This is a genomic window from Pleomorphochaeta sp. DL1XJH-081 (genome assembly GCF_049310885.1).
GTDB lineage: Bacteria > Spirochaetota > Spirochaetia > Sphaerochaetales > Sphaerochaetaceae > CAYZJV01.
Genome location: NZ_JBMDYO010000002.1, coordinates 137,622 through 161,294, shown reverse-complemented (window position 1 = coordinate 161,294; position 23,673 = coordinate 137,622). Strand labels below are relative to the sequence as shown.

At 46.2% G+C, this 23,673-nt stretch carries 20 protein-coding genes and 1 pseudogene; 19 read left to right on the top strand and 2 right to left on the bottom strand.

The genetic code is table 11. The annotated features are described in order from the left end of the window. The first annotated feature begins 275 nt into the window (after positions 1 to 275). From ACODJP_RS05035 to ACODJP_RS04955, 17 genes and pseudogenes are all read left to right on the top strand, one after another. Positions 276 to 641 carry a DUF2089 domain-containing protein gene (locus ACODJP_RS05035; protein ID WP_422479141.1) on the top strand — a complete coding sequence of 122 codons (366 nt, stop codon included), beginning with the start codon at positions 276 to 278 and terminating at the stop codon, positions 639 to 641. Beyond that, positions 641 to 913, top strand: coding sequence for a hypothetical protein (locus ACODJP_RS05030; RefSeq protein ID WP_422479139.1), 273 nt, complete (start codon positions 641 to 643; stop codon positions 911 to 913). Before ACODJP_RS05035 ends, ACODJP_RS05030 begins: the two co-directional genes overlap by 1 nt. Before the next feature lie 39 nt (positions 914 to 952). After that, positions 953 to 1,378: an SHOCT-like domain-containing protein gene (locus ACODJP_RS05025; protein ID WP_422479137.1), complete on the top strand. Its 426-nt coding sequence runs from the start codon at positions 953 to 955 to the stop codon at positions 1,376 to 1,378. 291 nt (positions 1,379 to 1,669) lie between these two features. After that, positions 1,670 to 2,785: pseudogene (locus ACODJP_RS05020) on the top strand (plasmid pRiA4b ORF-3 family protein). 411 nt (positions 2,786 to 3,196) lie between these two features. Then, positions 3,197 to 3,952, top strand: coding sequence for a DeoR/GlpR family DNA-binding transcription regulator (locus ACODJP_RS05015; RefSeq protein WP_422479135.1), 756 nt, complete (start codon positions 3,197 to 3,199; stop codon positions 3,950 to 3,952). Next, on the top strand, positions 3,949 to 4,875 hold the full coding sequence (gene pfkB, locus ACODJP_RS05010; RefSeq protein WP_422479133.1) for a 1-phosphofructokinase: 927 nt from the start codon (positions 3,949 to 3,951) through the stop codon (positions 4,873 to 4,875). Before ACODJP_RS05015 ends, pfkB begins: the two co-directional genes overlap by 4 nt. 117 nt (positions 4,876 to 4,992) lie before the next feature. Then, positions 4,993 to 6,048 (top strand): extracellular solute-binding protein, encoded by a 1,056-nt coding sequence (locus ACODJP_RS05005; protein ID WP_422479131.1) that lies wholly within the window; start codon positions 4,993 to 4,995, stop codon positions 6,046 to 6,048. A 108-nt stretch (positions 6,049 to 6,156) separates the two neighbouring features. Beyond that, the gene (locus tag ACODJP_RS05000; protein WP_422479129.1) at positions 6,157 to 7,269 is read left to right on the top strand and encodes an ABC transporter ATP-binding protein; all 1,113 of its coding nucleotides are present in this window, start codon (positions 6,157 to 6,159) and stop codon (positions 7,267 to 7,269) included. Positions 7,270 to 7,278: 9 nt separating this feature from the next. Next, the gene (locus ACODJP_RS04995; RefSeq protein ID WP_422479127.1) at positions 7,279 to 8,949 is read left to right on the top strand and encodes an ABC transporter permease; all 1,671 of its coding nucleotides are present in this window, start codon (positions 7,279 to 7,281) and stop codon (positions 8,947 to 8,949) included. Between the two features lie 919 nt (positions 8,950 to 9,868). After that, on the top strand, positions 9,869 to 10,894 hold the full coding sequence (locus ACODJP_RS04990; RefSeq protein ID WP_422479125.1) for a LacI family DNA-binding transcriptional regulator: 1,026 nt from the start codon (positions 9,869 to 9,871) through the stop codon (positions 10,892 to 10,894). Positions 10,895 to 10,976: 82 nt separating this feature from the next. Beyond that, complete coding sequence (locus ACODJP_RS04985; RefSeq protein WP_422479123.1) at positions 10,977 to 12,341, top strand: ABC transporter substrate-binding protein; 1,365 nt, start codon at positions 10,977 to 10,979, stop codon at positions 12,339 to 12,341. A gap of 84 nt (positions 12,342 to 12,425) precedes the next feature. Continuing rightward, positions 12,426 to 13,316 (top strand): carbohydrate ABC transporter permease, encoded by an 891-nt coding sequence (locus tag ACODJP_RS04980; protein WP_422479121.1) that lies wholly within the window; start codon positions 12,426 to 12,428, stop codon positions 13,314 to 13,316. Between the two features lie 10 nt (positions 13,317 to 13,326). Then, positions 13,327 to 14,193: a carbohydrate ABC transporter permease gene (locus ACODJP_RS04975; RefSeq protein ID WP_422479119.1), complete on the top strand. Its 867-nt coding sequence runs from the start codon at positions 13,327 to 13,329 to the stop codon at positions 14,191 to 14,193. Next, positions 14,190 to 15,728: a xylulokinase gene (locus tag ACODJP_RS04970; RefSeq protein WP_422479117.1), complete on the top strand. Its 1,539-nt coding sequence runs from the start codon at positions 14,190 to 14,192 to the stop codon at positions 15,726 to 15,728. Before ACODJP_RS04975 ends, ACODJP_RS04970 begins: the two co-directional genes overlap by 4 nt. 22 nt (positions 15,729 to 15,750) lie before the next feature. Beyond that, positions 15,751 to 16,758 carry a zinc-dependent alcohol dehydrogenase family protein gene (locus ACODJP_RS04965; protein WP_422479115.1) on the top strand — a complete coding sequence of 336 codons (1,008 nt, stop codon included), beginning with the start codon at positions 15,751 to 15,753 and terminating at the stop codon, positions 16,756 to 16,758. A gap of 108 nt (positions 16,759 to 16,866) precedes the next feature. Beyond that, entirely contained in the window at positions 16,867 to 17,655 is a 789-nt protein-coding gene (locus ACODJP_RS04960) for an SDR family NAD(P)-dependent oxidoreductase (protein WP_422479113.1), read from the top strand. 20 nt (positions 17,656 to 17,675) lie between these two features. After that, positions 17,676 to 18,461: an SDR family NAD(P)-dependent oxidoreductase gene (locus ACODJP_RS04955; protein ID WP_422479111.1), complete on the top strand. Its 786-nt coding sequence runs from the start codon at positions 17,676 to 17,678 to the stop codon at positions 18,459 to 18,461. Between the two features lie 254 nt (positions 18,462 to 18,715). Here the strand turns inward: ACODJP_RS04955 and ACODJP_RS04950 are convergent, their stop codons facing one another. Both ACODJP_RS04950 and ACODJP_RS04945 read right to left on the bottom strand, forming a co-directional pair. Then, positions 18,716 to 20,293, bottom strand: a complete 1,578-nt coding sequence (locus ACODJP_RS04950) for a histidine kinase N-terminal 7TM domain-containing protein (RefSeq protein ID WP_422479109.1) — start codon at positions 20,291 to 20,293, stop codon at positions 18,716 to 18,718. A gap of 107 nt (positions 20,294 to 20,400) precedes the next feature. After that, positions 20,401 to 21,135, bottom strand: a complete 735-nt coding sequence (locus ACODJP_RS04945; RefSeq protein ID WP_422479107.1) for a phospholipase D-like domain-containing protein — start codon at positions 21,133 to 21,135, stop codon at positions 20,401 to 20,403. A gap of 404 nt (positions 21,136 to 21,539) precedes the next feature. Between ACODJP_RS04945 and ACODJP_RS04940 the strand changes: the two genes are divergently transcribed. Both ACODJP_RS04940 and ACODJP_RS04935 read left to right on the top strand, forming a co-directional pair. Continuing rightward, entirely contained in the window at positions 21,540 to 21,956 is a 417-nt protein-coding gene (locus ACODJP_RS04940; protein WP_422479105.1) for a hypothetical protein, read from the top strand. 814 nt (positions 21,957 to 22,770) lie between these two features. After that, positions 22,771 to 23,673, top strand: a complete 903-nt coding sequence (locus ACODJP_RS04935; RefSeq protein ID WP_422479103.1) for a transposase — start codon at positions 22,771 to 22,773, stop codon at positions 23,671 to 23,673.

Here is a 23,673-nt window from a genome sequence, read left to right as displayed (position 1 = left end):
AATCCGGCACTGGAATTGAAAGTGTTGCTTACGTAAAGCAATCAATATGTATTGTGTTACTTCCCTGAAATATATAGTGTCATCCAAATCCACAGCACCTCAGACTACCAAGTCGGTCCAAGCGGGTAGTCTGGCTAGTTTTAGCCTTCTGTTTTGATGATTATTATATAAATTAAGAAAAAGAACGAAAAATATTAAAAAAATTAATAATCAATAAAAATTTAATTGACAAAAATGATAAGCATTATTATAGTGTGTGCGTAAGGGGAACGTATATGGAACACGGATGGCAAAAACTATTGGCTCTGACGGGTGGAAAGAAATTCTCCATCACACGAGTACACATACCTGAGGACGACATCACCATAGAGGGGGATTTTCAACTCCCTCCATTCGCTGGACTCAGCATGGAGGACCAGTTGTTCATTGCTGCCTTTATTAAGACCCACGGTTCGATCAAGCAGATGGAATCGATCTTCAATATCAGTTACCCGACGGTCAAGAATCGCCTTAACCAGATTGCTCGACAACTCGATATTGTTGATGTATCTATCCGAGTATCCAATCCGATTACCGATATTCTTGATCGGTTGGAACAGGGGGATATCAGCGTCGCTCAAGCCATAGAGGAGATCTCATAATGTTACCGATGTTGATGCGCTTTAGGATTCATGATGAGTCAAAGACGTTCGGTTTCTATTTACCTATGGTACTCATCTATCTTTTAGCACTCCCTGTTGTCGTGCTTGGGGCAATCGTTTTTGCAATCCTGCTTGCCGTGCCCGAAACTGCCAAGCAGGCAAGGGCATACCTTCGCTTGATCATGGCTTTGCCACAACTGCTCTCTGCGAGTATCGGTACGGAGATAGAGGTACAGTCGGAAACCAAGGATATAGTGATTCGGATTATCTAGGAATATACAAAACTTGTAATAGGAATTAGGAGTAGTCATATGAATGAAGAGAGAATGAGGATATTGAACATGCTAGCCGAAGGGAAGCTCAGTGCTGATGATGCTGAGAAGCTACTGCAGGCTTTGGATGGCAAGTCTAACGATGCCAACGCAACTGAAGGTAGTCGATCTATCGATGTCAAAGGAAAGTACCTGTATGTGCAAGTCGATCCCAAGGAGGGCAAATCTTCCGAGCGCGTATCGGTTAAAGTGCCTCTTGCCCTAGTTAAAGCTGGTTTGAATATTACCAAGTTGATACCGGCCGATGCGCAGGAGAAGATCCAATCTTCCATGCATGATAGTGGTATTCCCTTTAGCCTTAGCGATATTGATCCGCAGAACTTCCAGGAGATCATGGAGGCACTTGAACAGATGAGCATTGATGTGGATACCGATGAGTCGACGGTGAAGGTGTTTTGCCGTTAGTTACCCTGGTAAAAGTCCCACGTCACCACGTTGGGCTGCAAAATAGGGTGCTCCAGAGGTGATTTGTGTGTTTCGCTGTGTTTCGTAGTCCCACGTAGAGCTGTATGTGAGGGGTGTTTTGAAGGGGTAAGGCCGCATCGGTAGGCGCCGTCTTGCGGACAGTATGGGAGCAAGGAGAGAGGCGCCGAGTAGCCGATAGGGCTGAGGGGAAGGCCTTCCCCTGCATCACAAACTGCAGGGATTTCTTCTGATGACTCGTATGTTATACTTTCATCTATCAGGGGGAGCGATATGCAGATAGGGTGCACTAAGAAGTTATTGGACTATATTGGATGCAAGGCTACTGCTGCCGATGAGACTATCGATCCGGTCCTGAGGTGGAGTGCGAATCTTCTCACGATCGACCATCGTCGAGCTATTGTCGTTGCCAATGATTCTTCCCGTTATGGATTTGTGATTTATGGAATGAAGAAAAAGGATCTTAAGGATCTTGAGCGTCTTATCTTTGAAGGGGTGCGATCCTGCTTTGAGGCTGAACTCATGGATCCTGAAATTGTCGAACGTTATCTTTCGGATATCGGCTCGAGTGTTACCTACACAAAGACTGCAAGTCGTTCTCTTGTAGCCCATCTCAATCAGTTTTGTAATCGTGTCTATTGGGTTAGTGATGATCTTTCCACTGAATTCTTGCTGCAGCGTCACATACTTTTAGAGATCAATGATGATTTGGTTTCACGGAAAAATAATGCGGATCGGGACTATGAATCGGTCTATACGGTTTTTGGTGAGGATATGGCCAAGCGCTATGGTGGGCCTGTATATCGTTGTCGTGCCGCTCAGTTCGAGGTCGAGCTTCAGTTGGACGGTTTTCCCTGTCGGCGTACAATCATCGTACCTATGGATTATACTTTCTATCAGTTACACCGGGTATTGCAGCAGTTGTTTTGCTGGCGGGACTACCATTTGCACGATTTCTGGATAGAGCGACATCCCAACGGACGGCTCAAGTATACATTGATAGGGTCGGAACGTGAATTCGATTTGGAGGAGGAATTGGTTCGGGAGGATGTCTCGGTATTTCTCTCTGAAATATTCCCACAATATGACCATATCATCTACAACTACGATTTTGGGGACAATTAGACCCATCATATACGATTGTTGCGGATCATTGATGATTATGATCACAACCACGCTACCTGTATCGACTGGGAAGGGGAAGCTCCTCCTGAGGATTGCGGAGGTCCTGGTGGTTATGCCCGTTTACTCCAAATATTGGCTGATCAAGGTGATCCTGAGCACCGGGAGATGAAGTCTTGGTACGATTCGATGTACTGTCAGCCTTTCAATCTCATGTGGGTGAATCGGAGGTTGGAAGGATGTGCGCGACGTTTATCACCCTGGTGAAAACCCCACGTCACCACGTTGGGCTGCAAATTTGGGTGCTCCAGAGGTGATTAGTGTGTTTCGCTGTGTTTCGGAGTCCCACGTGGAGCTGCATCTGAAGGGTGTTTTAAAGGGGTAGGGCCGCATCGGTAGGCGCCGTCTTGCGGACAGTATGGGAGCAAGGGGAGAGGCGCCGAGTGGCCGATAGGACCGAGGGGAAGGCTTTCCCCTGAAATATCTCTATGAGTAGGGTGCTGAAGAGACAATACGTCTTATCATTACAATGGATGAATTCTAGAGAAACGAATTTTCATTATCGATTACTTAGATAGGTTGATTGAAAATACTTGAGTTTGACTGTTTTGTAATCAATTTTGAAGTTTTTTGATTATTTTGTTTGACATCGATTTTTGGTGGACGTATAATTTCTATATGCTGAGTGAAACAAGATACGCTAAGATTCTGTCAATCTTGAAGGATAATCAGAGTGCTACTGTCAAAGAGCTCGCAGAGATACTAGAAGCATCAGAGTCGACCATAAGACGAGACCTAAACACTCTACATAAAAGAAAAAAGCTCGAAAAAGTCTTTGGTGGTGCAGTAATTAATTCATCTACCTTCATCCATACCGAAGATAAGATTGAAGCCAAAAAAAAGAAAAATATCGATGAGAAGAATCTTATAGCTTCCTATGCTGCATCGTTGATAGAAGATGGCGACTGCGTATACATCGATGCTGGATCGACTACTGAACTCATAATCGATCATATTCAAGCAGACCAGGCCTTGTTTGTCACCAATTGTCCAGGTCATAACAGAAAATTATCTCTGCAAGGGTTCAATTGCATCCTCTTGGGAGGAGAACTCAGATTGCTTACTGATGCGCTTGTCGGATGCTATGCACTTGAGTCGTTACAAAGATTCAACTTCAATAAAGGTTTCTTCGGTACAAATGGTATTTCCATTGAATCGGGATTTACCACATCGTTTCCAACCGAGGCTTCCATCAAGAGTGCTGCGATCGAAAGGTGTAATAAAGCATTTGTCCTTGCGGACGCTTCAAAATTCGGCAGTATTGCGGCTATTACCTTCGCTGATATTTATTCGGTATCGATCATCACCAGACATTTGAAAGACAAACGCTATCTTGATCATGCTGATATTTTCCAAATTGAGGAAATGCCATGATCTACACCATCACCCTGAACCCGGCTTTGGACTACATCGTTCATGTTGATGATCTTCTGATCGGAAAGATCAACTGTAATGAATCCGAAGACTTGCGGGCAGGGGGGAAGGGAATCAATGTTTCTACCATGCTCCATACCCTAGGTATAAAGAATATAGCCATCGCAACAGTTGCAGGTGAGACTGGAAAATTTATCGAACGTATGGTCGAAGACCGAGGAGTGGAAACTCGGTTCATATATCTCAATGAGGGCTATACCAGGATTAATGTCAAAATCACTGCAAAAGAGAGTACAGCATTCAATGGCATAGGTCCTTCTATCGATACGACTATCATTTCAGAAATCATGGATAGGATTGGAACTCTTTCGCCATCCGATTATGTTGTTATCGCAGGAAGTCTTCCCAAAACTGCACCACGGACACTTTACAGCGAACTTGTAAGTACTCTGGAAGAACACGGTGTAGAGATAATCATCGACACCGCTGGACGGTTGTTGAAAGATCTCCTTGTCTACAACCCATTGTTGATCAAGCCTAATACAGAGGAACTTAGTGAATATTTCGGAAAGGTTGTCAATGATACTGAAGACATCATCCGATGTGCAAAACTGCTGCAAACAGCTGGAGCAAGGAATGTACTGGTATCCCAGGGAAGCGACGGATCGATCCTTCTTGATGAGAACAAACGGGTTTTTATCGGCAATAGTCCTGGAGGCCCTGTCGTGAATACTGTTGGTTGTGGTGATTCAATGGTTGCTGGTTTTATTGCAGGATATCTCCAACATAAGGATTCCCTTGAAGCTTATAAGTTCGCGATTGCCGCGAGTACAGCCAAAGCGGTTTGTGCAACCGAAATAAGCTCCCAGTTTGTGCAGGAGATGGCCAATCATGTCCTGATTACTGGTTTTGATGCGACTTGAGCAGATAGTACCAGAGTATCGTGCGCTCTGGGCGATAAAAATTGCAATACCTGGGGAAGGTAAATATAGAGGAAAAGGAGCGTACTTATGAAAAATTCAATAGTAAGGAGATTACCGATGAAAAAACTAGTATTTTTACTTGTCGTCCTTCTTTCGGTGTGTGCATTTGCATTCGCCGGCGGTGTAGAAGAAAAGGCTTCGGTGGCAGGCGAGCCTTCCGGGCAACTGGTCATTTACACATCTTACTCGAATGACCTCCAGCAAATTCTCATCGACACATTCAGGGATAAATATCCGAAGATCGATGTCCAACTGATCGAAGGTGGTGCTGGCGAGCTCAAGGCAAGAGTTAAGGCTGAGGCTGCAAATCCTCAGGGTGATGTAATTACCGGCATCACCTATTCGGACTTGAATGAAATGAAGCCCTATCTGCAACCCTATATCGCAGAGAATGATGCTGCATTGCCAGAAGATGCGCGAGGAGCGACAACGGATGGATATCTGACCTACCAGGTTGCCCAATGTGTAAACCTACTCGTAAACAGACAGCTTGCAAGTGATCTCGGAGTCGAGATCAAAGGTTACGATGATCTGCTCAATCCGAAACTGAAGGGTAAGATAATTTCTGCAAACCCCTCCAACTCGTCATCTGCCTGGGACCAACTCGTTACCATGCTTGTTGTGATGGGTGGACTCGGATCTGAAGAGAGCTGGGAATATGTAGAGAAGTTCACCCAGCAACTCGACGGGAAGATCAGCGGATCTTCTTCGGCAGTCTATAAGAACGTATTCAATGGGGAATATGTTGTCGGAGTTACCTATGAAGCTCCTTGTATCGAATACATCAAGGCTGGTCAAGGTGACAAGGTTGAACTCGTATACATGGAAGAGGGTACGACTGCTTCGTTCCACGGTAACGGGATCCTCAAAGACTGTTCGAACCTTGAGAATGCCAAGCTTTTCATGGACCATCTCATTGCGGATGAGACACAAAAGCATATGGAGAAGAATGGTACACACCGCCAGGCGAACCTGAATCTTCCTACAACCGTCGACTTCAGGATTCCGATGGATGAACTCAATCTCAAATATCGAGATGAACAGTACCTGTCGGAACATAGACCGGACATCGTAGCCCGTTGGGAAGCTATCTGGGCAAAATACAGTAAGTAGCTATGTCGAATCAGCATCCCTTGGCTTGCCTCGGGATGCTGGTCATTTGGTGTATCGTCACCTTCTTCTCGTGATTGAAGCTATGAGTACCATAACAGGAATGAAAAGATGAGCGTAAATATCCATATCAAACATGCTGTAAAAAGATTCGGCAAAAATACCATCATCCCCGACCTTAGTCTCGAAGTACAAGAGGGAGAGTTCTTCACTCTACTCGGACCTTCTGGCTGTGGGAAGACAACACTTCTCAGGATGATTGCCGGATTCAACACCATCGAAGGTGGGGATTTCCACTTTAATGATAGGAGAATCAATGATTTGGATCCTGCCAAGAGGAATATTGGCATGGTCTTCCAAAACTATGCAATCTTTCCTCATCTAACTGTAAGGAAGAATGTCGCATTCGGACTCAAGAATAAAAAATTTCCCAAGGAACAAATCGACGGACTTACTGAAGATTTCATGAAGTTGGTACATGTCGATGAATATGCTGACAGGATTCCCGAGCGTCTGTCTGGTGGCCAGCAACAGAGAGTCGCACTCGCTAGGGCTCTGGTGATCTCTCCCGATGTGCTACTTATGGATGAACCTCTTTCGAATCTCGATGCGAAACTCAGGGTTGAGATGAGGGGTGTGATCAAAAAGATCCATAGTGATGTAGGGATTACAACCATCTATGTCACACATGATCAGGAAGAGGCTATGGCCGTATCCGATAGGATCGCTGTGATGAATGCCGGTGTGATCCAACATATCGGGAAGCCGAAACATGTATATTTACGTCCAGCAAATGTATTCGTGGCAAATTTTATTGGAAGGACCAACATGCTTGAGGCGAGATTGGAGATGAAGGATGGCAAAGCCTTTCTCAGACTCGCAGATGGATTCGATATCCAAATGGACGGTATACGACCAGAATGTATGGAGACTCAGGATGTCCAGGTTTCGATAAGACCTGAAGAATTCGTCCTATATGAGGGAGAAGAGCCCGGATTGGATGGAACGGTGACAGACCATACCTTCCTTGGTTTGAACACGCACTACAATGTATTGCTTCCAACTGGAGATGAGGTCGAGATAATCCAGGAATCCTCGCTACAATCCAACATTGGGAAAGAGATGAAAGTTTCACTCCAAGTAAAGAGGGAGAAGATCAACATTTTCACAGCAGATGGTTCCGAGAACATCCTTCTCGGTGTAGAGAACGATAAGAAAGACTAAGAGGTGCATATGAATCAGCTAGGAAGAAAAAGAAGCCGGCTTGAGATATGGAACCTTATAGCCTATCTTATCGTTGCCTTATATCTAGTCTTTCTCATTTTCCCTCTCTTCAAGATTCTCCGCTCTTCTTTCGATCTGTCTGACGGGACAAGAGGTTTGGGTAATTTCGAACGGTTTTTCAGCGATCCCTACTATTTCAGAACATTGGTCAACAGCTTTGAAGTATCGATCGTAGTTACCATTTTCTCTCTTCTTCTCGGTGTCCCATTGGCATACTTCTACAACCTGTATGAAATGAAAGGAAAGCAATTTCTACAGATTGTCATTATCCTCAGCTCCATGTCAGCTCCGTTTATCGGTGCCTATGCATGGATACTCGTGCTCGGAAGAAATGGGGTGATAACGAGATTCCTAGAGAGTATATTCCAATTCACGATGCCGAATATCTACGGATTCAAAGGTATCGTGATTTCATTGACAACAAGGTTGTTCCCCATGGTATTCCTGTATACTTCCGGGGCACTTAAAAGTATCGACAATTCTCTCATAGAAGCCAGCCAGAACCTTGGAGTCAAAGGTGTAAAGATGTTCTTCAAGGTCATCGTGCCTCTTTGCATGCCCTCCCTCATGGCAGCCTCACTCATCGTTTTCATGAGGGCGATGGCAGACTTCGGTACTCCTCTCATGATCGGTGAAGGTTTCAGGACCTTCCCGGTTGAAATCTACAATGCATATGTGGGAGAGGTAGGGCAAAACTTCGGTTTCGCGGCAGCAATCAGTATCGTTGCGATCTTGATCACTGCATTGGTTTTTCTTGCGCAGAAGTGGGTAACCAGTAAATTCAGTTTCACTATAAATTCCATGCATTCCATCGAATCGAAGAAGGCGAAGCCTGGCTTCAATATCTTCATCCATGGATATGCATACATTCTGGTCGGCATTGCGATGTTGCCTCAAGTATATCTATGGTTCACTTCATTCAAGAATACCAGTTCAAGTGGGAATGTATTCCTTGATGGATACTCTTTGATGAGTTACAAGGAAGTAGCGAGAAGAGGGCTATTGAGAACACTCAAGAATACAACTATCATCGGATTCCTATCGGTTTTGATCATTCTGGTACTTGCAGTCTTCGTTTCTTATCTTGTTGTCCGAAGAAAGAGCGTCAAGAGTCAGGTTATCGATACCATGTCTATGATTCCGTATGTCTTGCCTGGATCTGTTGTAGGTATCGCTTTGATCTCTTCGTTCAATACAAAACCATTGGTCCTTACTGGTACGGTTGCGATCATTATCATTTCCATGGTCATAAGAAGGATTCCGTACACTATCCGTTCCTCGGTCGCGATTCTCGGGCAGATTCCCATCTCTATGGAAGAGGCTGCGATAAGTCTAGGAAGTAGTAAGATCAAGACGTTCTTTGGAATTACGGTTCCGATGATGGGAAATGGGATCATCTCTGGTGCCCTGCTTAGTTGGGTCACGATTATCACCGAGCTGTCGACTTCGATTATCCTCTATACGGTGAATAGCCAGACCCTGACTGTCTTCACCTATGTATTCGTTACCCGTGGTTCGGATGGGCAAGCTGCGGCTGTGGCAACGATTCTTTCCTTGTTCACGATTGTTTCGCTCACTGTTTTCATGCTGATTTCGAAGGATAAGGATGTTACGATGTAATTTAACCTGGTAAAATCGCCACTTCACCACGCTGGTCTGCACTATAGACCCCTCTAAAGGGGTTTCCTGTGTTTCGTGAGTTTCACCCCTCCTCGTTGAGGGGCATTCTGAGTACATTCCGAAGGGGTAGGGCCGCATCGGTAGGCGCCCTCTTGCGGACAGTATGGGAGCAAGGAGAGAGGCGCCGAGTAGCCGATAGGACCGAGGGGAGGGAGGTTAGCTAGCGAAACCTTCCCTTTCCCCTCAATTATGATGTGGGTTGGAAGCTGCTACTGCCTCGGATTTGAAGGGATTTTGGTAGAACCTTTGTTACTCATTCATGCATGACGGATTAATGGTTGTGATGTGCGAGCGTGCAGGGGGAGTAAGGACGTTGCTACCGAATAACCGATGGGTCCGAATTGGAGGTTTTCCCTCATTCATTCCTCCTCCAGTGATAGTGGTTGGGAATTATTGCTCTCCATGTGCCGGTGTTTCACTCTGCGAACACTTGCCTTTGCCTAACATGTGACGAACTCTCAGATAGGGGAATCCACCCCGCTTAAACTATCCAAATTTGCAGCTCTACGTGGGATTATGTTGATTTATGTTTTAAGCAGATGGTCTCTGAAGTGGCTTGTTTTTAAGGGTAACGTGGTGACGTGGGAATTTTCCCAGGGAAGCGTAACGTTGATTTATAAAGTCAGGTAAATGATATGCTGTTTATAATTTTTCTTCGCCACGTTTAAACGATTAACTTATATATAATGAAATTATAGCAGTAAAAAAATGCCATTGACAGTTATGTTAACCGTTTATTAATTATTGTATTAATAGGAATTGGTTAAAATTTAACCAAAAAAATTTCTTGACTGGGGCTTCTAGGGGGCCTAGGATGCTAGTGGGATGATAACCGATTAACCAAAAGGGGGTGTGTCTGGTGAAGTCGTCGATCAAGGAGGTTGCCCACCTAGCTGGGGTCTCTGTTGCGACAGTCTCATATGTTCTCAATGGAACCAAACACGTACGTCCAGAGACCGAAAAGCGAGTCATGGATGCTGTGAAGAAGCTCAACTACCAGATCAATCCCCTTGCTAGGAATTTTCGCAAAGGTGAATCCAAGCTTATCGGTTTTGTCGTATGCGATCTATCGAACTATTTTTTCCAGGATGTCGCCTTGGGGTTGGAAAAGCGTTTAGCTCGTTATGGTTACCGGCCGATCCTCATTGATTCCAAAGAGGATAAGAATATTGAGATGGAGAATGTGCGCAATCTTTTGGCGAGTAGTGTGGATGGGCTCATCATTGCCCCTACTACCGAAGATTGTTCGTATCTGAATCTCCTCTTGGCAAACCATAGCATCCCGGTCGCATTCGTTGATAGAAAGCCTACCGGCTATGACAGCGATTTGGTCCTTTCGGCCAATGTCGACGGTGCCTATGAGGCGGTCAAGTATCTCATAGCCAAGGGGCATAGGAAGATTGCATTTGTCGGTTCTCGTCTCGATTCGACGATGGATGAGCGGGCTGAAGGGTTTAGGAAGGCTTTGCGGGAGGCAGGTATTCCGGTGAATGCAAACTTCATTCGCTTCGGGGACAATTTATCGTTATCACCTAAGGAGTTGCGTCATGGGGCGATTTATCGCCATACGTTGGATCTGGTGACCAACCATGGGATAACCGCACTCTTGTCTGGAAACAATCTGGCTACAACTGGTGCTTTCAGTTGTCTGATGGAGATGAAGGTCAAGATTCCCCAAGAGTTGGCCTTTATCACGTTTGATGATTCATTCTGGCTTACGATGACCACACCAAGTCTCTCGGCGGTAGCACAGGATCCTGACAATATCGGGGAGATAGCCGGAAGGATGATTTACGAACGGTTGATGGCTGCTCGGAACAATGTCCAGCGACCGAACCAGATGGTTAGGGTGCAAACCCAGCTAATCATCCGAGGTTCTTGTTAATCGCTTACTGGAAAGAGAATTTTTGGAATTTGGAGGGAAAAACCAGCCCGTATGGGTTGGATAACGATAAGGAGGAATTTGTATGAAAAGGAACGCAATTGTTCTGGTCATGATTGTCGCATTGCTAATGACGACTGCCATGGCATTCGCTGGAGGAGCCCAGGAGGCTGCATCCGGACCGGTCACAGTCAATATTGCACTAGCGAACAATCCGATCTCACAGGCCATGGCCAAATTGGTACAGGAGGAGTACAAGGCTGAGGGTGTGACGGTCAATGTATCGGTGCTACCTGAGAACGACCTTCGCCAGAGACTGACCACAGAAGCATCTACTGGTGGAACCACCTATGATATCTTCTACATCGGTCCTTACGAAGCACAGACATGGGCAAAGAATGGTTGGCTCGAGAATTTGGAGCCCTACTTTGACAAGTTGTCTGCTGACAAGGCTTCATGGTATGACCGCAATGACCTGATTCAGGGTATGGTTGACTCACTCTCCCTCGATGGTGAGGCCTTTGGTCTTCCATTCTACGGAGAGAGCTCCTTTATCATGTACAACAAGGAATTGTTCGCTGCCAAGGGTCTTACCATGCCGATGGAACCGACATGGGACGAAATCTACGAATTGGCCAAGAAGATCCACGATCCCTCCAAGGGCATTGTTGGTATGACCATGCGTGGAGCACCTGGTTGGGGCATGAGTGGAGCACCATTTGTAACCATGGTAAACGCATTCGGTGGAAGATTCTACGATATGGATTGGAATGCTACAGTCGATACTCCGCAGCAGCGTGCCGCATGGCAGATGTACAAGAAGATTCTGCGCGAAGCAGGTCAAGCTGACATTCTTGCCTACACCTACAACGAATGTATCGCCCTTATGGCCAGCGGAAAGTGTGGTATCTACTACGATGCTACTTCGATCGCTCCTCCTCTCGAAGCTGACGACAGCAAGGTTCAGGGAAAGCTCGGTTATGTGATGGCTCCCCACCAGGTTCTCAACAAGAACACTGCATGGTTGTGGAACTGGTCAATGGGAATCAACCCGAAGTCCTCGGCTGCTAAGAAGCAGGCTGCTTTTGATTTCATGCTCTGGGCAACCAGCAAAGACTATATCAAGATGACTGTCGACATGGATCCTTCAGGTGCAAGTACACCTCCAGCTTCCCGTTCATCGACGTATGAGCTTGAAGTCTATGCTAAGGCTCCTTATGCAGAGATGACACTCAAGACTCTCGAGGGAATGGACTTCACCAATCCTACTAAGGATCCAGTTCCTTACGTTGGTTTGCAGTACATCGCTATTCCTGAGTTTGCTGATGCTGGTACCAAAATGACCGAGTATCTTGCAGACTATGTTGTCGACAAAATCAGCTTGGATGAAGCTATCGCAAAGACACAGGAAGTGTTCGAGCAAGTCGCCATTGACGGCAACTACAAGTAGTAGACGGAAGTTCCCGTAAGGGATCGAATCAGGCATCCGGAGCTCTCAAAAGGCTTCGGATGCCCATCCTAGTGGTAAGGCCTTATGAAAAAAAGAAAGACCGAATATCGATATCTCCTACCTGCTGTGGTGGTGGTCGCAGTGATGACGCAGGTGCCATTCCTTCTTACGATCATCTTCTCCACGCTGAGATGGAATCTCTCGCGGCCCGACCTTCCACGACAATTCAACGGCTTTGAGAATTACCTCTATTTTCTGAAGATCGAGTCTTTGGGAGATCTTCCCGAATTCTATAGTATCCTGTGGCAGACTATCCTGATCACGGGTGTGACGTTGGCTCTGTGTTCTGTGGTGGGTTTTTTGCTCGCGCTCCTGCTCGACCACGACATTCCTGGAGTGAACATAGCTCGGACGCTCATGTTGGGGCCGTTCTTCGTCATGTCCACGGCTAGTGGAGTCATCTGGAAGACTACGATTTTCAATACAACCTTCGGTTGGTATGGTGTTATTGCCAAAGCTCTCGGATTTACCCCGGTGGATTTGCTCAGTTACCATCCTATAGGGGTGATTATCGTTCTCTTCACCTGGCAGTGGATGCCATTTTTCATCCTTGTGCTCCTTGCAGGTCTGCAAGGGATTCCCCAGGATCTGGTCGATAGTATGAGGATCGATGGAGTGAATTGGTTTCAGGGGGTTTTCAAGATCAAGCTACCTCTGATTATGAACCATATGCGTGTTGCGGTGATGCTGGGTCTGGTATTCCTGATAAAGGAGTTCGGACTCATTCTGGTTACTACAGCTGGTGGTCCGGGTACCCGATCCTATACGCTGCCCTACAGCGTATACATGCAGGTATTCAGTGCCAACAATGTCGGAAGGGCTGGAGCTTTAGCAGCAATGACGGTACTGCTTACCCTCATTCTCGTAAACCTGTTGTACCGATCGATCGTCAAGCGCAGTGCGCAATACTCATAGGGGGATGAACATGGCAGAAAAACAGATCGACAATGTGATGCGCTCCATGCATCGAAAACGTTTGGGCAAGAAGCTGCTTTTGACTATCGTCATCTATGCAATAGCATTCCTCTATTTCTTTCCCATTCTCTATATGTTCCTCTCGGGGTTCAAGACAGAACAGCAGGCGGTGATGCCCTCTCTGTTGTTCACTCCCACGCTAAGCACCTATAAAAGGGTTTTAGGTGATCCCACCATGTACCAGTATTTGCGGAATTCACTGTTCCAAGTCATTGTGGGTACGGGTATAAGTATGCTCTTGGGTATTCCTGCAGCGTTCGCTTTGGTATTCGGGCATCTGAAACATCCCAATAGCAATGGCAAGTTCTACTTATGGTTTATTACCACTATTTTGTTGCCTCCGGTAGCAGTTCTGATTCCGCTATTCATCTGGTATCAGCAGCTGAATCTTATTAATACTCCTTGGGGCTTGATGATGGCCTATATCGGTTTTCATACGCCGATCGTTGTGTGGATGGTCCATTCATTCTTCAGCGATCTGCCGGCTGAGATCTTCGAAGCTGCTGAGCTCGATGGTTGTACCAAAATGCAGCAACTTACCAAGATTGCTGTGCCACTGGCTCGAACGGGTATTATCTCGGCAGCCTTGTTGGTTGCGGTATTCATCTGGAATGAGTTCTTCCTGGGTTTCAATCTGACAGGAAATCCGACAGCTACCTTACCGGTCTATATGTCCCGTTTCCGTGAGCAACAGGGTATGTTTGTTGCCCAGTTGTCGGCATCGTCGACCATAGCTGTACTTCCCGCTATCATTCTTGGTTGGATGACCCAAAAAGCTCTAGTTAAGGGGCTTACCATGGGAGCAGTCAAGGGATGAAATCGCTTCTTCTGGTGATTGATATTGGTACTACCAGTGTAAAAGCTGTCCTCTTTACTACTACGGGTACGTTGGTCCGTTCTTCTACGGCAGCGTACCGTACGCAGTACCCACAATCGGGGTGGGCACAGCAGGATCCCGAAAATTATTGGAAGGCGACTGTCGAGGCTGTTTCGACCTTAGTGAATGCCGGTGTGGATGCAACAGCTATCGAGGCTATTGGACTTTCGGGACACATGAATGGTTGTCTCTTGGTCGATTCCAGCGGTAAACCGACCTATCCCCATATTATTCATGCCGATTCCCGAAGTAGCCGTCAATGTTCCCATATCGATGAGATCTGGGGACAAAAGCAAATCTACGAGAGGACAGGAAACCGGATCGATGAGCATCTATCGTTACCGAAATTGCTGTGGATCCAGGAAAACCGTCCCGAAGCAGTCTCTTCGAGTGCTTACTTCATCAACGCAAAGGACTACATCCGCTTCAAACTGACCGGAATTCTAGGGACGACCGATTTCTCCGATTCCTCATTGACCGGGATTTTCAATCCTGTCGGACGAACCTGGGATTATGAGATCGCCGATTCGCTGGGATTGCAAAGGAACATTTTCTGTGATGTCCATACTTCGACTGAGGTAGCTGGTCCCCTTGTAGGTGAGGTTGCCAGACTCTTGGGTCTCCGTGAGGGAATTCCCATCTCCTACGGAGGAGGCGATGCGGCCTGTGCCACCCGCGGTGCAGGAGTCTCAACACCTGGACAAGGGTATGCGGCTCTTGGCAGTAGCGCATGGGTATCGACCCTCGCACAACAACCTCAATTCGACGATAAGATGCGGATGCAGCATTTTCTGGATTTGGAAGGAGAACTCTGTAATGTCTGCGGAACGGTCCAAAGTGCTTCCATTGCGTTGGATTGGATTCGTCATCTACTCAAGCGCCATGGATCAGGTAGGGAAGACCTCAATGTCATTGAAGGCCGACTCGAAAAACTGCCTGTGGGAAGTTCGGGCGTATTGTTTCTGCCCTATCTGATGGGAGAGCGCACTCCTCATTGGGATGCCCGAGCACGCGGTGCCTATATCGGGCTATCGTTATCGACCGATACTGACACGCTCATCCGTGCAACCTATGAAGGCGTTGCCTATGCTCTTGCCGACTGCATGGATGTCTATGATGATCTGGCTCTTCCAATCCGTCAATTCACGCTACTTGGTGGCGCTGCAAGAAGTACCTTCTGGCAACGTATGATAGCAGAGGTTCTTGGAAGACAAGTCTCTATCCATCCCTACCCGAGTCAGGCTACGGCCTTGGGAGCTGCCTATGCAGCCGGTGTATCAGTAGGTATGTGGAAGGATATCGGGGAAGCGATTGCAGTTTCGGCGGAGCGACAGGACACACAAGCGGAAATCGTCATCCCAGATCGGCAAAGGAGTGATCTGTACCGACAGATCCATGCGATCTATCGCCAACTTTATCCGGCGATGGATGCTATTCACCGTCAATTGGAACGTATACGAGATACCCATGTTTAAGGCATGGGAGGAGGTGTAGATTATGAGTACGGCAAAGAACATGCGAGCGTTGATCATTGAGAAACCGGGTACTGCGGTGGTCAAGGAGGTTCCCATTCCACAAGTGGGAGACCACGATGTCCTCATACGGGTGATGGCTTCGGGAATCTGCGGTACCGATATCCATATATACCGAGGTGAGTATTTAGGCTCTTATCCCGTCATACCGGGTCACGAATTCGCTGGAACGGTAGAGAAGGTCGGTTCCAAGGTGAGTCGTTTCAAGGTTGGCGACCGTGTTGCTATAGAGCCGAATATCAGCTGTGACAACTGCGAAAGCTGTCTCAACAATCGTCAGAATTTCTGCCTTAATTGGAATGGTGTCGGTGTGACGCTCCCCGGGGGGATGGCTGAATATGCTGTAGTTCCCGAGAAGGCCACTTTCTCGATAGGCGATCTTCCCTTCGAAGTCGGGGCCTTTGTCGAACCTCTCTCCTGTGTCCTCTATGGCGTAGAACGAACCAGGATCGAACTTGCCGACAAGGTACTCATCCTCGGTGCAGGTCCGATCGGGCTCTTGCTAGCCCAGAGCATCATGCTTCAGGGAGCTAAGGAGATTACCCAGGTTGACCGAAATACTAAGCGTCTTGAGAAAGCAAAGGCCAATGGTGCTGCGAGGGTCGAAAGTTCACTCGATGCGCTTCCTCTCGACTACTATGATGTGGTTGTCGATGCCTCTGGAGCAATTTTCCTTATGGAACAAACTATCCGTTTCGTCCGTAAGGGTGGTACCATACTGCTCTTTGGAGTTCCCCCAAAAGAGGCTAAGGTCAGTTTTCCCGCCTTCACCGTCTTCGAGAAGGGGCTCTACATTGTCAGTAGCTATACCTCGGTACGTAACAGTATCCAAGCTGTCGGTCTTCTAGAGACTGGACGGTTGGATGTTGCTCCTCTGATCTCCCATCGTCTGCCGCTTGAGCAGTTTACCCAAGGGATTGATTTCTTAGAGCAGGGGACCGATGATGTCATGAAAGTCTTGATCACACCCTAGGATGAGAATCAAGTCGTGTGCGTCGGTGTACCCGGTGACTGTGTGTACTGGACGCACTGGGGGTTCGATGTTGGTTTAAGAACAATGCTTGAAGAACAAGGAGGGACTATGGAAACTAAGAGATTCCAACACAAGAGCATCATGATCACCGGGGGTGCTGGTGATATCGGACTTGCCACTGCTATCCGTTTCGGAAAAGAGGGGGCCTCTGTTGCCCTTGTCGATGTGAAGGATATGGCCAAGGCTGCCGAGCAGGTAGCTGCGACTGGAGCTTTGGTGCGCACCTACCGATGCGATGTGACTGACTATGATGATGTTGAACGCACGGTCGAGAATATTGTAGCCGACTTCGGAAAGATCGATCTCTTGTTCAACAATGCTGGTATCCAAGGTGAGTTCAAGCAATTGCACCAGTATCCTGTAGATGATTTTGCCAAAGTAATCCAGGTAAATCTCATTGGTGCATTCCACGTACTGCGCTCAGTATCGGCGAGGATGGTGGAGCAAAAGGGTGGTGTTATTGTCAATACGGCGAGTATGGCTGGGGTCGATGGTCCGGTCAATATGGCTGCCTACGGAGCATCCAAGTTCGCCATGGTCGGTCTTACCCAGACCGCGGCGAAAGACCTTGCGCCTTTTGACATCCGGGTAAATTCCATTTCTCCCGGATTCATGGGACCTGGGTTCATGTGGGACCGTCAGGTTGATCTGCAGGCAGCTGTCGGTTCGCAGTACTACGATACCGATCGCAATGTCGTGGTAAAACAGATGATCGGGGCTGTTCCTCTGCGTCGCTATGGGAATATCGAGGAGATTCCCGGTACGGTCGTCTATCTTATGAGTGACGATTCCAGCTATGTTACCGGTGTGAATGTAAAACTATCTGGTGGTATTTAATCAACTTTGGGAGGTTTAGGATGAAAGATATGATGCAACGTTTCAGTTTGGAAGGTAGGACAGCCTTGGTCACCGGTGGTGCCCAGGGTATTGGAAAAGCATTTTGCGAGGCACTTGTGTCGGCAGGTGCAAAGGTGGCTGTGGTCGATCTCAATCTTCCTCTTGCCGAGGAGACTGCCCACGCATTGACCAAAGATGGTGGGGAGGCGATCGCCATTCGGACCGATGTCACCGATTTGGCTGATGTCCAGAAGATGGTGAAGCAGGTTGTCGACAAGTGGGGAATGCTCACTATTGGTGTTAATAATGCAGGGATGGGGATGTGGCGCGATGCGCTCACCATGGATTTTTCCGAGTGGCGTAAGATTCTCGCCCTCAATCTCGATGCTGTTTTCCTCTGTGCCCAAGCCGAAGCACAACATATGAAGCAGCATTCCTATGGGAAGATTATCAATACGGCTTCTATGTCTGCCCATATTTCCAACACGCCCCAGAATCAGTGTGCATACAATGCCTCCAAGGCCGGAGTCTTGCACCTTACCCGCAGTCTGGCGGCTGAATGGGCGCCGTTGCACATCAATGTGAACAGTATAAGTCCCGGATACACCAAGACCGATCTCGTGGACAAGCTCCTTGCTTCTCCTGAGGGGAAGTCGGTATTGCCACTCTGGCTGGAGCGTATTCCCATGGGTCGCATGGCGTCGGTCGAAGATCTCCAAGGAGCAGTCGTCTATCTTGCTTCCGAGGCGAGCGATTATATGACTGGCAGTGATATCCTGATCGATGGTGGATATTGCGCTTGGTAAAGTTACCCTGGGAAAATTGCCACGTCACCACGTAGACCTGCACGGGAAACCCTTCTAGAGGGGTTTCCTGTGTTTCGCTGTGTTTCGTAGTCCCACGTGAGTATGCAATTTTGGTAGTTTGTAGTGGGGTCCTCTCGTTACTATGTTTTGGAGTGGATTTGATAGTGGACGGAGCAGGGGAGAAGGCTGTTGGTTACTCTAGGTAGAGTGATGTGGCAATTTTTCAACGAAAGCTTGCTTGTATTCTCCCTGCTTTAGCGGGGTGTGAAAACCTTTACGCAGTTACGTCCTGCTTTCTTAGCTTCATAGAGGGCTGTGTCGGCCTGGTTCAGGCTAACTTCCCAGGTGTACTTGGCTGATGGAGTGTAGTTGCTGATGCCGAAACTGGCACTCATGCTCATATCCTCTTGCTCATGGTCGAACTTGGCCGATTCGATTTCCTGTCGGAGTCGATCTGCGATCTCATAAGCTTTTTCGGTAGATATGTTCCATAAAAGCATAACGAATTCTTCACCACCATAACGGGCACACAGGTCCTCTTTACTTGCATATGAGGCTATCATCTTGCCGATACGTTCAAGAACTGTATCTCCCGTCGTATGGCCATAGGTGTCGTTAATTGTCTTGAAATGGTCTAGGTCGAACATGATCAGACTGAATTGTCCTGAGGCCTTTTTCTTGAGCATGCGGGCTTTCTCGGAGGCAGATTTCATAAATTGGCGGTGATTCAGCAGGTTGGTTAGGCCATCGTAGGCTGCAAGGAATTCGAGTTCGGAGATATAGGTGTGGATTTCGGTTACATCGTGCATGAGGAACAGGGTGCCACGGGTGCGGCTACGTTTATCGGTTATGGTTGACCGGGAAATTGCATAACGGCGAATGTTTGATGTTGTGGGGACAGTGATTTCTGCCTCTTTAGAGGTGTTGATTTGTGAAAATATCTGGTCCAGTGCCGGATTCAATTGCTTAATCGGTGCTCCAATGTGGTGAGTTTGATCGTCACTTGGAGGGAAGAATATCCGTGCTTGTCTGTTGCTATCGATCAAATGGCCTTTGGAATCCAGAACGATCATGGCATCTCCCATGGCATTAATCACCATGCTTTGGGCGATGGTAGCGATATCAAAAAGGTTTAGATTCACCATTCCCCAGAATAGCAACAATCCGCTTAAGGCAAATGCGATCGGATTCAGATCCAATCCATGAGGGACAGCTTGTTTGAGGACTAACATGTAGCTTATGAAGGGTGGGATAGAGGAAAGGGTGAGCAACAGATACTGGCTACGATGGTCACTTTTTCGTGCTTTGATCAGGTTGTAAACCATGCGTAGGGTACCTGCAAGATACAATGCTACGATCATACCGTTCACAACCCAAAACCCTGGGGCACGATCTACATCGAGAAGAGAGATGGGAAGGTTTCGGTCGATACGTATGTCATGGTAAACGAATTGATGTCGGTCATTTGTCCAAACTAGTATATTCGCAAGGATGGGTATGGCATATAGGATGCGAAGTTTTTTCACTAGGGTCTGGTTGTAAGTGGGATTTTCGGGGTGATATGACCATGCGATCAATACCCAAAAGACTGGTATGAATAGTATTCCCACATATTCCATATTGAGGAAGAATGTTATTTCCTCAAGGTTAATGGCTGATATCTCGAACAGGTAGCTTGTCGCATATACCATGTTCGCTATCGCTAATCCCGATAGGAATTGTAGTGACTTGCAGCGGGATGCATCCCTCTTGTTGTACAGGTAGATCGCCAGCACGGTCGATATGAACGCCGCTGCGAATGTCGCTATCCTAAAGACTGTTATCCTGTCCATATGTATCGGTACTTTAGCCTTATAGGGGACGAAAGGTCAATAATTGGCAAAAGGATTGACCTTGGGAAAGGAAAAATTTGTTTGAAGATGTAGAGTATTTTATTAACCTAAATATCAGAATGCCTATAGCAACTGAAGCAGAGAGGTTTGCGAAAATTCACATCAGATTCTTCACCGCAAACGTGACAAAAGTTTTCTTCATAATCAAAATTATAAAATATCGACCATGTTTCGTAACAATCATCACATAAAGGTCGACTTGGTTCCAATGGGATTTCATCCCCGCAGCGTATACAAAATCCGTCTAAAGCAAACTTTATTGATTTTCTTTTAGTGCTTGAAGATTTATCTCTTTTTCTGGTTGTTTCTAAGTCACTAAAAAAGTGATTAATTCCACTCTGCCTAGGTATGAAATTGATATTTTTTGAAATTCGTATAAGTGATCGTATCTCAATAAATATCTTACTAAAAATTTCTGAATCTTCCTTCCTAAAAATTGAAATGCCCATTTCTCTGTTATTTCGCTCAGAAAAATCATATAAATTCATAGAAGATACTATCGCGAAGGATTCATTCATATAGCATTTCGAATGCAGGTGCTCATAATATTTGACAGTAATATTACCTAAACCTTCTAAGGCTTTCCTAGTATTCTCTTCAATATCTTTTTGCTTTCCGTAAATTATAACAATATCAACGTCCCTCTCTACTGCTTCTTCTAGCCATTCGATATATTCTTTTGATAATTTGATATAAGGAGAAATTAGAAAAATTCGAGTGTTTGCATTTTTGATGATGTCTTCTATGCCCGCTGCTATTTTTTTTGTTGTCAAAAACTCCACTAGATCTACTCCGAATTACATATTCCGTTTATAATATCATACTTCTTCGCTAGTATGCATAAATATTGTCAAAAATGATCGGCAATATTCTTTGATTGGTCATCATATGAGAATAGGATCTCCTATACTTTCTGTGTTTTTAACATTTCGTCGGAATATAATTACGAGGTTATTTGAAGGGGCAGGGCTGCATCGGCAGGCGCCGGCTTGCGTACAGTATGGGAGCAAGGGGGATAGGCGACGAGTAGCCGATAGGACCGAGGGGAAGACTTTCCCCTTGCAATATAAGAACTACATGCTTTAAGCATACTATGTGATATACTACGCAAAATATTACTTATAAAGGTTCCCAATCGGATTAATCCATCATATTATGAACTATCTATACAACAAAGAGGTTCCTTATGAAAAAGAATGTGGTTTTGGCGTTTCTATGCATTTTCTTACTCATTGGTTTGATCAGTTGCCGGGAAGCCAATGAATTTGAAGAGACTACCTTGACTGTGGTCAACGCAACTGATTCACCGATAAATGAGTTAGATTTTTGGGGATATTATATTGCTGATCCTCGTGGAGAAATTGTTGAACCTACGGTTTCAGAGGACGCTATTCTCCCTGGTGAAGAGAGGATGTTTGGATTACCACCAGTTTTGTCTGAGGGTTCATCCCTTAGAATTTCAGCATCTGATAACGTAATGTTAAACGCAACCGCGGACATTATTTACGAGGAGGGAGCGGAAGTGACTCTTATCTTAAACCCCGCTGATTCCGATAGAATAGAACCGTATTTCACCATTGAAGGTGGTACTTTCGTTAAATAATATCCATACGTATGTCAATTATCACAACAGCTCGTCCTACTTACGACGGGCTGTTGCTGTCATAGGATTGCTTCGACCGTTGTGTCTCTTCCTGCAAGCATGTCGGCAACTGTTGGTTCTACCAGAAGATCAGGTTGTAATGATCCGCCTGGATGATGGGGATCCATGGTAAAGAATTTCGTGGAGTAGGCTACTGGTATGCCACTATGGGGGATTGTGAAGCTTTTAACTTCGCCATAGTGATTTACACTGCCGCCACTTGGTGTACCGACTAGGCGTGCATTGGTACGGTTTTTTATGAGTTACCCTGGGGAAAACCCCACGTCACCACGTAGAGCTGCAAAATAAGACACTCCAGAAGGGGTTCATGTGTTTCACTGTGTTTCGTAGTCCCACGTGGACCTGCAATTCAGGGGTTATTTTAAGGAGTAGGGCTGCTTCGGTAGGCATCGGCTTGCGCACCGTATGGGAGCAAGGTGAAAGGCGTCGAGGTACCGATAGGGCTTGAAAGATAACACCATTATTGAAATGCTCAAAATCGCAGGGTTCCGTGGGATCTTGTTGTCTTTTCCTTACAGCCAATAGCCTCTGTAGTACCTAAAATTCAAGGGTAACGTGGTGAGGTGGATATTTCCCCAGGGTAATACATAACAGAAGTTATATAACAAAAAGTATATTATTATTTCATGTAGAAATTCCGGACAAGTGCAGAAAACGAAAGCTTGCTGGCATGTCTTTCATGTGAAGCAAATCACCTTTTGGGGAGGTGATAGTAATAAGGATAGATAAAGATGAGATTTAGGAGGTGAAGACCATGCCAAGACGGATAGGGTTGGACGAGATAGGTAGCATCCACCATATTACGCAGAGAGGAAACAATCGTAACCGCATTTTCTTGCATCCTCATGATAAGGAGTGCTTTATCAGGATACTTAAATCACATGTAGAAGGAATGGGTATTATCTTGCTACATTACGTGGTGATGGATAACCATTACCATCTGCTGGTGGAAGTAAGTTCTGTTGCACTCGATCGGTTCATGATGCGTTTAAATAGAGCGTATACCTGGTACTACAACAAACGATATCGTCGTACGGGGACTATCTATGAAGATCGGTACCATAACTTCGTGGTAAGAGGAATGTCTTATTATAAGGCAGTTGTTAGATACATCGTCCAAAATCCCGTTAAAGCAAATCTGGTCGAGAATCCGGGAAATTATCTCTGGGGTGCTCATGCGGCGATTTCACGAAACCTACCTACGTGTATAGCTAGAGAGAAAATGCTCTCTTATTTTTCAGACAATCCAGAAGAAGCGTTATCTCGTTATTTTTCCTGCTGTGAAAGTGACATCCACAAAGATGTAGGAGAAAATGAAGCCCTACAGGAAATCGGTGTAGATTCAGATGATGTGAGTCTGGTTATGGGAATCTTTCCTACGATTGATCAGCCAATCGATAATCCTGAGCATCTGTGGGACATCTTTCAATCGGTTATTGCCTCTTCGGATTGGGTGTTGAGAAAGGCGATGCGTTATGATCGGGTAGTCGACGCTTTGCTCATAGGAAAAACTGGTAACAAGATCAAGGTTATATTTAAACCTCTGAGGGACCAGTTTATCTTGCTTGCCAATTATGAAGGCCATTCTAATAGTGATATCGCTGCCTTCTTAGGGATTCATTACGAAACAGTCCGTCGTATTATTCGGAATTCCTAA

Bases quoted from the DNA above. Each gene is read 5' to 3' on its own strand.
- ACODJP_RS05035 (WP_422479141.1), top strand. From the start codon at position 276: ATGGAACACGGATGGCAAAAACTATTGGCTCTGACGGGTGGAAAGAAA.
- ACODJP_RS05030 (WP_422479139.1), top strand. From the start codon at position 641: ATGTTACCGATGTTGATGCGCTTTAGGATTCATGATGAGTCAAAGACG.
- ACODJP_RS05025 (WP_422479137.1), top strand. From the start codon at position 953: ATGAATGAAGAGAGAATGAGGATATTGAACATGCTAGCCGAAGGGAAG.
- ACODJP_RS05015 (WP_422479135.1), top strand. From the start codon at position 3,197: ATGCTGAGTGAAACAAGATACGCTAAGATTCTGTCAATCTTGAAGGAT.
- pfkB (WP_422479133.1), top strand. From the start codon at position 3,949: ATGATCTACACCATCACCCTGAACCCGGCTTTGGACTACATCGTTCAT.
- ACODJP_RS05005 (WP_422479131.1), top strand. From the start codon at position 4,993: ATGAAAAAACTAGTATTTTTACTTGTCGTCCTTCTTTCGGTGTGTGCA.
- ACODJP_RS05000 (WP_422479129.1), top strand. From the start codon at position 6,157: ATGAGCGTAAATATCCATATCAAACATGCTGTAAAAAGATTCGGCAAA.
- ACODJP_RS04995 (WP_422479127.1), top strand. From the start codon at position 7,279: ATGAATCAGCTAGGAAGAAAAAGAAGCCGGCTTGAGATATGGAACCTT.
- ACODJP_RS04985 (WP_422479123.1), top strand. From the start codon at position 10,977: ATGAAAAGGAACGCAATTGTTCTGGTCATGATTGTCGCATTGCTAATG.
- ACODJP_RS04980 (WP_422479121.1), top strand. From the start codon at position 12,426: ATGAAAAAAAGAAAGACCGAATATCGATATCTCCTACCTGCTGTGGTG.
- ACODJP_RS04975 (WP_422479119.1), top strand. From the start codon at position 13,327: ATGGCAGAAAAACAGATCGACAATGTGATGCGCTCCATGCATCGAAAA.
- ACODJP_RS04970 (WP_422479117.1), top strand. From the start codon at position 14,190: ATGAAATCGCTTCTTCTGGTGATTGATATTGGTACTACCAGTGTAAAA.
- ACODJP_RS04965 (WP_422479115.1), top strand. From the start codon at position 15,751: ATGAGTACGGCAAAGAACATGCGAGCGTTGATCATTGAGAAACCGGGT.
- ACODJP_RS04960 (WP_422479113.1), top strand. From the start codon at position 16,867: ATGGAAACTAAGAGATTCCAACACAAGAGCATCATGATCACCGGGGGT.
- ACODJP_RS04955 (WP_422479111.1), top strand. From the start codon at position 17,676: ATGAAAGATATGATGCAACGTTTCAGTTTGGAAGGTAGGACAGCCTTG.
- ACODJP_RS04950 (WP_422479109.1), bottom strand. From the start codon at position 20,293: ATGGACAGGATAACAGTCTTTAGGATAGCGACATTCGCAGCGGCGTTC.
- ACODJP_RS04940 (WP_422479105.1), top strand. From the start codon at position 21,540: ATGAAAAAGAATGTGGTTTTGGCGTTTCTATGCATTTTCTTACTCATT.
- ACODJP_RS04935 (WP_422479103.1), top strand. From the start codon at position 22,771: ATGCCAAGACGGATAGGGTTGGACGAGATAGGTAGCATCCACCATATT.